The organism is Pontibacter liquoris (genome assembly GCF_022758235.1).
Taxonomy (GTDB): Bacteria; Bacteroidota; Bacteroidia; order Cytophagales; family Hymenobacteraceae; genus Pontibacter; species Pontibacter liquoris.
Genome location: NZ_JALEBG010000003.1, coordinates 797035 through 807365, shown reverse-complemented (window position 1 = coordinate 807365; position 10331 = coordinate 797035). Strand labels below are relative to the sequence as shown.

Annotated in this window: 7 protein-coding genes; 2 read left to right on the top strand and 5 right to left on the bottom strand. The window is 50.0% G+C overall.

Annotated elements, in window-relative coordinates; genetic code table 11:
• Window positions 1-444 precede the first annotated feature (444 nt).
• The 3 genes from aspA to LWL52_RS20440 all read right to left on the bottom strand — a co-directional run bounded on the left by aspA (window position 445) and on the right by LWL52_RS20440 (window position 3448).
• Window positions 445-1854 carry an aspartate ammonia-lyase gene (aspA, locus tag LWL52_RS20450; RefSeq protein WP_242923813.1) on the bottom strand — a complete coding sequence of 470 codons (1410 nt, stop codon included), beginning with the start codon at window positions 1852-1854 and terminating at the stop codon, window positions 445-447.
• Between the two features lie 32 nt (window positions 1855-1886).
• Window positions 1887-3068 (bottom strand): ribonuclease D, encoded by a 1182-nt coding sequence (locus LWL52_RS20445; RefSeq protein WP_242923812.1) that lies wholly within the window; start codon window positions 3066-3068, stop codon window positions 1887-1889.
• 149 nt (window positions 3069-3217) lie between these two features.
• Window positions 3218-3448, bottom strand: a complete 231-nt coding sequence (locus LWL52_RS20440; RefSeq protein ID WP_242923811.1) for a hypothetical protein — start codon at window positions 3446-3448, stop codon at window positions 3218-3220.
• 319 nt (window positions 3449-3767) lie between these two features.
• Here LWL52_RS20440 and LWL52_RS20435 point away from each other — a divergent pair, with 319 nt between their 5' ends.
• Complete coding sequence (locus LWL52_RS20435) at window positions 3768-4559, top strand: DUF5602 domain-containing protein (protein ID WP_242923810.1); 792 nt, start codon at window positions 3768-3770, stop codon at window positions 4557-4559.
• 70 nt (window positions 4560-4629) lie between these two features.
• On the opposite strand, the gene LWL52_RS20430 is transcribed toward LWL52_RS20435, so the two are convergent.
• Together LWL52_RS20430 and LWL52_RS20425 are read right to left on the bottom strand one after the other, a co-directional pair.
• Window positions 4630-6378, bottom strand: coding sequence for a M28 family metallopeptidase (locus LWL52_RS20430; RefSeq protein WP_242923809.1), 1749 nt, complete (start codon window positions 6376-6378; stop codon window positions 4630-4632).
• 257 nt (window positions 6379-6635) lie between these two features.
• Window positions 6636-6941, bottom strand: a complete 306-nt coding sequence (locus tag LWL52_RS20425; protein WP_242923808.1) for a WYL domain-containing protein — start codon at window positions 6939-6941, stop codon at window positions 6636-6638.
• A gap of 544 nt (window positions 6942-7485) precedes the next feature.
• Between LWL52_RS20425 and LWL52_RS20420 the strand changes: the two genes are divergently transcribed.
• Complete coding sequence (locus LWL52_RS20420) at window positions 7486-10242, top strand: 2-oxoglutarate dehydrogenase E1 component (RefSeq protein ID WP_242923807.1); 2757 nt, start codon at window positions 7486-7488, stop codon at window positions 10240-10242.
• Window positions 10243-10331: the final 89 nt, after the last annotated feature.

The following is a 10331-nucleotide window of genomic DNA, read 5'->3' as shown; positions in this document are numbered from 1 at the left end:
CTCCTTCACGGAACAGGGGGTGTTGCTGTTTTTACCCTATACCAACTCCTAAAGCAGAGGAGTATACCTATTACCTGGTAAAGAGGCTGGCATATACTTAGGCCAGCCCGGCTTCACTTTCGTTGGAAGTACAAAGAGCTGTTTATACTTCGTTATACTTCATAGAGCTGGCCTCTGTGGTGTTCGGCTATTCCAAGTTCTTCTTCCTCTGCGCTCTGCGCCGAAAGCGGCTCCTGCAATCAACACGTAGGCACAAGCAAATGCTGGCACCAGGCATTAGGGTAATTACCTTAGTGTTAAGGACTATAGCTGCCTTACCTGAAAAAGCTAAACAGCTTCTGTTTAATCTAGCCCTGACATATGATCATAGCTGCTTCAGAACAGTTGTACAATAAAAAAGCCCCGGTTATACCGGGGCTTTGTACGTCAGTCTATTTCTGGAAGCTAGCTGTTGATAAACTTCGGATGGATCAGGTTTTCGAGGGAGAACACTTCATTCCATTTCTCCTGCGTGATACGTTCTCTTTCAATTACAACGATATCATGTATAGATTTACCGGTTTGTAGTGCTTCTTTGGCAATAGAGGAGCATTCTTCGTAGCCAAGTATAGGATTAAGCGCTGTAACAATGCCGATGCTGTTCATTACCATGTTCTTGCAGATCTCCTCGTTGGCCGTAATACCATCCACACATTTACTTTGCAAAGTATAGCAGGCATTTTCCATGTAAGTAAAAGAACTGAACAGGCTAAAGGCAATAACTGGCTCCATTACATTAAGCTGGAGCTGGCCGGCTTCGGCTGCCATCGTAATGGTGACATCGGTACCTATAACATAATAAGCGGTCTGGTTTACTACCTCCGGAATAACCGGATTTACTTTGCCAGGCATAATTGAGGAGCCGGGCTGCATCCGGGGCAAATTAATTTCGTTTATACCTGCCCTTGGGCCAGAAGAAAGCAAACGTAGGTCGTTACAGATCTTCGATATCTTTACGGCAGAGCGCTTTAACACACCCGATATCTGCACATAGGCACCTGTGTCACAGGTGGCCTCGATCAGATCTTCTGCCAGAACCAGCGGAATATCCGTTAGCTCCCGTAAATGCTCTGTTACTCTAACAGGGTAATCTGCAGGAGCATTAATAGAAGTACCGATTGCGGTGGCGCCCATGTTGATCTCGCAGATCAGCATTTTAACTTCATGCAGCCGCTGGATATCTTCTTTGATAGTGGTAGAAAAGCCATTGAACTCAGCACCCAGCGTCATTGGAACAGCGTCCTGCAATTGGGTACGGCCCATCTTCAGCACATCCTTAAACTCTTCGGCTTTGCGGGCAAATGCTTGCTGCAAGGCTTCCAGGCTCAGGATGTACCGCTCGATCTTATGGTATAAAGCGATCCGGAAAGCTGTAGGATAGGCATCGTTAGTGGATTGCGAAAAGTTAACGTGGTTATTCGGATGCAGGTAATCGTAAGCTCCTTTTGGGTGGCCAAGTATCTCCAGGCCAATATTGGCAATAACCTCGTTCACGTTCATGTTCACCGATGTGCCCGCGCCACCCTGAATCATATCGGTCACAAACTGGTCCAGGTACTCTCCGGCTATCAGCTGGTCGGCGGCCTGGCAAATAACCTCTGCTATTTTCGGATCAATTACCCCGCAGTCGCGGTTGGCCATGGCAGCTGCTTTCTTTACATACCCAAACGCCTGGATAAAAAGGGGCTCTTTTGAAACAGGTATTCCGGTGATGTGGAAGTTCTCTAAAGCGCGGGCCGTTTGTATGCCATAGTATGCGACATTGGGGATCTGTTTTTCTCCTAAAAAGTCGTGTTCTGTTCTGAATTCACTCATGTGCTGTTTTCTATCTTTTATAGTGCAAACAACTATTTATACTTGCCTACAAGGGTAGGGGTAGGTAAAGGTATACCAAGCTCCTGGGCTGTGTTCATCACAATGTCCGTGGCATATTGCTTGGTGCAGCGCAGTTGGCCTGTCTGGCTATACTCCGTAATCAGGCTTTGGTTGATGATGAGGCGGGAAGTGAACTCGCCATACTTCTCTATGATTGCTTTTTGTACCTGGGTAAGTGCCTCTTTGCGCTGCTCTGTTTCAGGCGTGCGCAGGGGCCGCTGCCAGCGGTTATCTGCAAAGTCGTGCGGAATGTTTAACTCTTGGGCTTCGTGCTGCGCCTGCTCCAGGGTTTCTTTCAACAGTTTCTCGTTACGAGGCTTTTTCAGGCCGCCGTGGATACCTTTGGTATGATGTAGCCATTCGTGTACGGCTACATCCGGTGTGCTGGCCAGCTCTACCAGGGCTTCGTTTCCGATCACGTATGAAGAGGGTTTGTTGAAGGCCTGCGCCATTTCATCCCTGAATGCGAATAACTTCTTCAGAATGAACTGCTGGTAAGTAGTAAGGCGGAAAGCATTGCGGAGCTTGAGGTGCGGGTTTTCCGGCTCTGAATAAGAGATCTGTTCCAACAGATGATCTTCCTCCTCCAGCCACGACAAGCGCCCTTTTTCCGCTAACTGGCTTACCAGGCGTTGCATCACCTGGTGCAGGTAGATCACATCGATGGCGGCGTAGCGGAGTTGCTCTTCGGTAAGCGGGCGCTTGTTCCAGTTGCTGGACTGCTGCGACTTATCAATTTCCTTTTCAAACTCTTCCTTTAAAACCGTGGCCAGCGAGGAGCGTTCGTAGTTCAGCAGTTTTGCCGCTACATCGGTATCCAGCACGCCCTTGATGTTGCAGCCCATCTTATTGAGCAACATAATATCATTATTGGAGTGATGGATGATCTTGGTGATCGCCGGATTTTCCAGCACTGTGTAGAGCGGCGCCAGCGTGGTCAGCGTAAAGGGATCTATGATATAACAGGTGCCACTTTCGTCGGCAATTTGTATCAGGCACAGGTTGAAGCCATACGTAAAGCGGTTCTGGTCAAACTCAAGGTCCAGCGCCAGCACCTTATTCTGCTGCAGCACTTCCACGGTGCGCAGCAAAGCTTTGTCCGACTCAATGAGCTTAATGGCCATGCCGTCGTGCATTAGCGGTGTATTTTCCATTCCTAAAGTTAAAATGTTTACTGCACATAAGCACCCTCTGCACTTTATTCTTTTGTACTCTTCCCACGGCCCTATTCGTTCTGGTGGGCACAAAAAAAGTCTCTGCCCAGGCGGGCAGAGACTTAGGGAATGGTAATGTAAAAACTAGGTTATTCTACAGGAGGCTGCTCCTCTTTAATGTTGTCTATAACGCCATCGTTTACAGTAGAGTCCTGCACCACAGTCGTATCAGAATCCATGTTGCTATCCGTAGTAGTCGTATCTACCTGATCAGTGGATTCCATTGTATCAGATTCGGTTGCATTATTGTTATCGGTGCCACAAGCCGTAAATGCAAAAACTGCAAAGGCGGCAAAGGCTAATTTCCATGTCTTTTTCATAAGAATATCAATTTGTGTACAAATTAATTTTTGTACTCTTTATACTCCCATACGCGTCAGGTAACCCCCGGAAGGAAGTATAACTGTGTTTTTAGAAGTTAACGGTACTTATACTTACGTAAAGGGCCCTTAATTCGGGATGGAAGACATGCGCCGGGCAAACAAGTATAAAGTTATAGTAAAGGCAGGAGTTTACATAGTATAAAAATTTATAATTAAAGTCACAATATGTAACTTGATGATATGCTAAGCCGGGCCGGCAGTATGCCCCGTGAGTTAGCAGTAAATAATTTCGCATCACTTTATAAAATCAAAAGCTATGAAACAACCAATGTACCGCAGTATCTGGGCTTTCTCACTTGCCCTGTTTTTCCTTTCACTGTCTGGCTGCGACAGACTGGATGATGTTATTCCAGGAGGCGACAAGGACCACGCCAGAACTTATTACGGCCCTTCTACTACGGTAGGGGATGGCTATGCCAAAGCCTGGGTTAAGCTGGACAAGGATGGAAAACCGGAAGCGATCGGGATGAACGTATCGGTAAAGGCAGTGGAAAGCCTGGCCAAGCAGCCGGATGCCATGTTTACGCTGCCCTTACCGGAGCAGGGTGCTAAAACGCCTTTTAAAACCATCTCGCTGGATTGGAACAGCATGGGGCACCCGGAAGTATACTTTGTCCCTCACTTTGATGTTCACTTTTACATGATCTCCGATGAAGAAAGGGCGAAGATCACCGGGGGGCCGCAGGAGAATACGGACAGCTTTAAAAAGAACTACATGCCAGAAAACTACTCCTCCGGCATGTTTGCCGTGCCGAATATGGGCGTGCACTGGGAAGACTTGCATGAACCGCAGCACAATGGCGGCGAATTTACAAGAACCTTTATCTATGGCGCAAATAACAACAAGGTGATCTTTTTTGAGCCCATGGTAGCCGTTACCTACCTGCAGCAGTTAGCACCTAACGCCGTGATGAAGATGGATGTGGCCCAAGCCCCAAAAGTGCAGAAGTCCGGCTATTATCCGTTAACCTATACTATTGTGCATAATACAGCAGCCAAGGAGTATAGCGTATCGTTAACCGACCTACGCTATAGAAAAGCAAAGTAAGTATAGCCATAAGTAAAAGAGCCCCTGCATACAGCAAAGTATGCAGGGGCTCTTTTATGAAATAGGCAGGCTACCGGGAAGCGCTGGCGCTATTGGTGCCGGAAAGCGAAGCGTCGCGCTTTGCTTTAAACTCGGTCCCTTCTTTCCATTCAGGATATTTCGGGGTATTTGCCACTCGCAGGCCAACCCGGAAAAAGAGCTGCAGGTCCTCCACGGCGCCGTCCAGGTTCCAGTCGTCCCGCACCTCGTCGCTTACTTTGTGGTAATCTTTGGCTGTATAGTTTTCCTGCCATTTCTTCACATAATCGGCAGGCTGGTTGCGGGCCACTACCCCCGATTCGGCATACAGGGCCGGAACGCCCTGCTTGGCAAACTCGAAATGATCGGAGCGGTAAAAAGAGCCGTTCTCCGGTGAAGACTCCGGCACAATGTGGCGCTTCTGTGATTTTGCTTCCTGCGCCAGCACGTCTTCCAGCGTAGAGTTTCCATAGCCGATCACGGTCACATCCTCTGTCGGGCCATAGGCATTCAGCACATCCATGTTGATATCGGCCAGTGTTTTATTCAGCGGGTACAGCGGGTTAGTGGCGTAATACTTAGAGCCCAGCAATCCTTTTTCCTCGCCGGTTACTGCCAGAAACAGGATGGAGCGCTTAGGCTTCTGAGGCAGCTTGGTGAATGCTTCGGCCAGTTCAAGCAGGCCGGCAGTGCCGCTGGCGTTGTCCAGGGCCCCGTTGTATACCTGATCGCCTTTCAGGGAAGGATCTTTGCCCAGGTGGTCCCAATGGGCAGAATAAACCACATACTCCTCTTTCAGTTTTGGATCAGCGCCTTCGAGCTTGGCAATCACATTGCGGGACTGGATCTCACGCAGCTTGTTTTTAATACTGAAGTTGGCTTTGGCATTTAGCGGCACAGGTTTAAAGTCCTTTTGAAGGGCAGCCTGCTTCAACTGCGCAAAGTTCTTGCCGGCCGCTGTGAAAAGCTGCTGTGCCTTATCCGTAGTGATCCATGCCTCCACTTTGGCGCGATCCATGTTTTTGTTAGGGTTATTGATATCGAAGTTCTCCCGGCTGTGGCTCCCTGAGATCACCTCATAGGGATAGCCGGCCGGGCCCGTTTCATGAATGATGATTGCGGCAGCCGCGCCTTTCTGGGCAGCAATCTCATACTTGTAGGTCCAACGGCCATAGTAGGTCATGGCTTTGCCACCGAAGATGGTGCTGTCCAGTTGCCCTGCATTGCCGGGAGCGGGTACCGGCGGGTCATTGATCAGCATGACGATTGTCTTGCCTTTCACGTCCACATCTTTGTAATCGTCCCAGCCATACTCAGGTGCTACAATGCCATAGCCCACAAACACCATATCGGAGTTCGTTACGTCGATGCTGGGAACAAAACGCCTGGTGAGCGCTACGTAATCTGTGGGGAAGGTAAGGCTGATTGTTTTGCCGCCCGCCTCGAACGATGCCTTGGGCTGCGGGGTAAAACCAACCATGGGTACGTTCTGCACATAGGTGCCATCAGGGTTGCCAGGCTGCAGGCCCAGTTGTTTAAACTGGCGGGTAAGGTAGTTAACCGTCGAATCCTCGCCTGCACTACCCGGTGCCCGGCCTTCAAAGGCATCAGAGGCCAGCACTTTGGTGCGCTTTAAAAGATCCGCAGCCGTTATACTTTGTAACGCGGGCTTTAAAACAGTGCTGGCGACCGTTGTGGTTGCTGCTGCTTCGTCGTTGGTATCGGCTACCTGGCGGGCGCTTTCGTTGCAGCCTATTGCCAGCAGGCCCAGCAGGGTGAGCAGCGGAAGGTTATTTTTCATAGAGCATACTTGTTTAGTCTTGCTGAAGATAAGAACAATTCCCGGACCTGCTGCGCAGGGGCAAACAAGCCACTGCAACCGGCACATGCCGGCAGCAGCTTCAGGACATCCCATCTTATACGTGGAGGCGGTGTGCGGGTATGGCACGGGTAAAAGCCCAGTTTGTTCCGATGATCTTTTACCTGCCGCAAGGGCAGGTAGTTTTCATAACTTGGAGAGGCGGCGCAAAAGGAACATTCTAAGCTTTTACTGGTGCATTAAATACGGTAATAAATGCGTGTCATGGTGTTTTCATAGGGGTCGTAGCCCGGGCGTTTATGGCTAAAGCGGTCATCGAGCAGCTTCAGGTTTTTAATTTTGCTGAACAGAAAACAGCGCCATACTCCTTTTATACCTGTCTCTGCCGTGTTGCTTGTTTGCCAGGCATGCAGGCAGTCTTCGCCATTTTTGTTACAACCCAGCAGGTGTGGCTCTACAATGCAGCTTTCAGCATCATAGTCGAACGCAACAAGTAGCCTTGCTCCAATTGCATTCGATAACTCTTCCAACAGGTAACTATACATAAGTATAAATGGTTAGTCAACAGGAACATCCGCCTACGATTTGAGCACATCGTGCTGGTAAGATCACTTAAGAGTAAGTTAAAGATAGTATGTTGCGGCAGCATTAAACAGGAAACCAAACGTATGAAAGTAACATGCCTTTTTAGCTGATTAGGCCTCCTGCAGCGCAAGTAAACTTAGTATATACAGCGTGAAAGTGTATTGTGTGTTATTTCATACCTAACAAAAGTAACATGGCAGTTATTTTGAAAATGAGGCGATGGCATAACAATGCAGCTTAAAATGCGTTGGCCTGCTGCTGCTCCTGCCTGGCAGAGCGGATTACTTGAGCAGGTAGGAACCTGCGTAGGCAGGTATAATTTCAGCAGGCGATTACGTACACTTTAAGCAAGATGCCCGTTAAGCAAGTAGGTAGCACAGCAGAAGTAGTACCCAATTGGTTGCTATAGTCTTGTTTTTAAGGGTTATTTGCGTATGCGAATACATGAAATTTGATTTGTAAGAAATACTACTAACTTTGCCTTTACACACAGTCGTAATACCTATGGATAAATATAGCTATATCGCCAACGCGCACGGCGACTACATTGATAAGCTGTACAAAGCTTATCAGCAGGATCCGGAATCAGTTGATTTCGGGTGGCGCAAGTTTTTTGAGGGATTTGATTTCTCGGCCGCCTATAACGGCAACGGCCACGAAGCAGCACCAGCGGCAGCTCCTGCTCCGGCCAAAGGCGCGGAAGCCACAGGCGAGTCAGCGAAAGAAGTAGCGGTGCGTAACCTGATCCACGCTTACCGCACCCGTGGCCACCTGCGCTCCAAAACCAACCCGGTGCGTATGCGCAAAGATCGCCGTGCAAGATTAGACCTGGCCGATTTCGGCTTATCAGAAGCAGACCTGGACACCGTGTTCCAGGTAGGCGATGTGATCGGTATCGGGGCGGCTACGCTGCGTGATATTGTTGCTTCGCTGCAAAAGATCTACGAAGGTCCGATTGGGTTTGAGTACATGTACATCCGCGACCCGGAGGTATTGGAGTGGTTCAAGCAGAAAGTGGAAACCGAGTCGCTGAACTTTAACCCCTCCATCGACTTTAAGAAGCGCATTCTCTACAAGCTGAACGAAGCCGTGGTGTTCGAGAATTTCCTGCACACCAAGTTTCTGGGCCAGAAACGCTTTTCACTCGAAGGGGGCGAAACAACCATTCCCGCGCTGGATGCCATCATCGACCGCGGCGCTGAACTGGGCGTAGAGGAAGTGGTGATCGGGATGGCACACCGTGGCCGCCTCAACGTGCTGGCCAACATCATGGGCAAAACCTATGAGCAGATCTTCTCTGAATTTGAAGGCACCGCCGTTCCGGACCTAACCATGGGCGATGGCGACGTGAAATACCACATGGGCTACTCTTCGGAAGTAGTGACGCCATCGGGCCACAAAGTTAATCTGAAACTGGCGCCCAACCCCTCGCACCTCGAGGCGGTAAACCCGGTAGTAGAAGGGTTTGTGCGTGCTAAAATCGATACGCTTTATAACAAAGATGCCGATAAAATATTACCCATCCTTATACATGGCGATGCTGCCCTGGCAGGGCAGGGTATTGTGTATGAGGTAACGCAGATGTCGAATCTGGAGGGGTACAACACGGGCGGTACGATCCACTTTGTGATCAACAACCAGGTAGGCTTTACCACCGATTTTGAAGATGCCCGTTCTTCTATCTATTGTACGGATGTGGCCAAAGTTATTGATGCGCCGGTGCTGCACGTAAACGGCGACGATCCGGAGGCCGTGGTGTTTGCTATGCGCATGGCCATGGAATACCGTCAGCGCTACAACAACGATTTCTTCATTGACATGGTGTGCTACCGCCGCCATGGCCACAACGAGTCGGATGAGCCGAAGTTTACCCAGCCGCAACTTTATAACCTGATCTCCAAGCACGCTAACCCGCGCGAAGTATACAACAAGGAGCTCATCAGCCGCGGCGAGGTAGATGCCGAGCTGGCCAACAACATGGACAAGGAGTTCCGGCAACTGCTGCAGGACCGCCTTGACATGGTAAAGCAGAAGCCGCTGCCTTATAACTACCAGTCGATGGAAATAGAGTGGCAGTCGCTGCGCCGTTCCACGCCGGAAGATTTCAACCAGTCGCCTGAAACCGGCGTGCCGCTACAGGTGATAGAGCAGGTGGGCCAGGCGCTGACCACGTTGCCGCAGGGCTTCAAACCGCTGAAGCAGATCGAGAAACTGCTGAAAGAGCGCAAAGACATGTTCTTTGAAACAAAGCAGCTCAACTGGGCAGCCGGCGAGTTGCTGGCTTACGGTTCGGTGCTGTTAGACGGCCATATCGTTCGCTTCTCGGGCCAGGATGTGCAGCGGGGTACTTTCTCGCACCGCCATGCCGTGTTGCACGATGCCGTGACCAGCGCTCCTTATAACAACCTGAACCACATGGCCGAGAAGCAGGGCTCGTTTGAGATCTACAACTCGCTTTTGTCGGAGTATGGTGTGCTGGGCTTTGAGTTTGGGTATGCCATGGCAAACCCCAATGCGCTGGTTATCTGGGAAGCCCAGTTCGGCGACTTTGCCAACGGCGCTCAGGTCATGATCGACCAGTTCATCACAGCTACCGAATCGAAGTGGCAGCGTATGAACGGCCTGGTGATGCTGCTGCCACATGGCTACGAAGGCCAAGGGCCTGAGCACTCGAATGCCCGTCCGGAGCGCTTCCTGCAGCTGGCTGCCGAGAACAACATCTTTGTGACCTACATTACCACACCGGCAAACTTCTTCCACTTTATGCGTCGCCAGCTCGCGCTGCCGTTCCGCAAGCCGGCAGTTAACATGTCGCCAAAGTCGTTGCTGCGTCATCCGCTGGTGGTTTCTCCGGTAGAAGACTTTACGTCCGGAAGCTTTAAAGAAGTGATCGGAGATGATTATGCAGTTGCCAAATCAGTAACGAAAGTGTTGCTGTGCACCGGCAAAGTATACTTCGATCTGCTGGAAGAGCAGCAGAAAAACAAGCGCAAGGACGTGGCCATCATACGCCTCGAGCAGCTGGCACCTTTCCCGCAGGTGCAGCTGGAGGCAGAACTGCGCAAATATCCTAACGCCAAAGTTTACTGGGTACAGGAAGAGCCTGCCAACATGGGCGCCTGGACGTACATCCTGCGCCTGATGCGTAAGAGCATAGAAGACGTAGTAGCCCGTAAAGCCAGTGCCTCGCCTGCTACCGGTTACATGAAAGTGCATGTAAAAGAGCAGCAGGATATTGTGGACAGAGCATTTGCTGTTTAATCAGAAGTTAAAAATTAGACATTATATAGGAGGGAAGCCATCCAAAGGCAAGTCTTTCATGGTCTCCCTTCTTTATAATTCGTAATTCA

Coding starts and splice junctions, on each gene's coding strand:
- aspA (WP_242923813.1), bottom strand. CDS start 1,854: ATGAGTGAATTCAGAACAGAACACGACTTTTTAGGAGAAAAACAGATC.
- LWL52_RS20445 (WP_242923812.1), bottom strand. CDS start 3,068: ATGGAAAATACACCGCTAATGCACGACGGCATGGCCATTAAGCTCATT.
- LWL52_RS20440 (WP_242923811.1), bottom strand. CDS start 3,448: ATGAAAAAGACATGGAAATTAGCCTTTGCCGCCTTTGCAGTTTTTGCA.
- LWL52_RS20435 (WP_242923810.1), top strand. CDS start 3,768: ATGAAACAACCAATGTACCGCAGTATCTGGGCTTTCTCACTTGCCCTG.
- LWL52_RS20430 (WP_242923809.1), bottom strand. CDS start 6,378: ATGAAAAATAACCTTCCGCTGCTCACCCTGCTGGGCCTGCTGGCAATA.
- LWL52_RS20425 (WP_242923808.1), bottom strand. CDS start 6,941: ATGTATAGTTACCTGTTGGAAGAGTTATCGAATGCAATTGGAGCAAGG.
- LWL52_RS20420 (WP_242923807.1), top strand. CDS start 7,486: ATGGATAAATATAGCTATATCGCCAACGCGCACGGCGACTACATTGAT.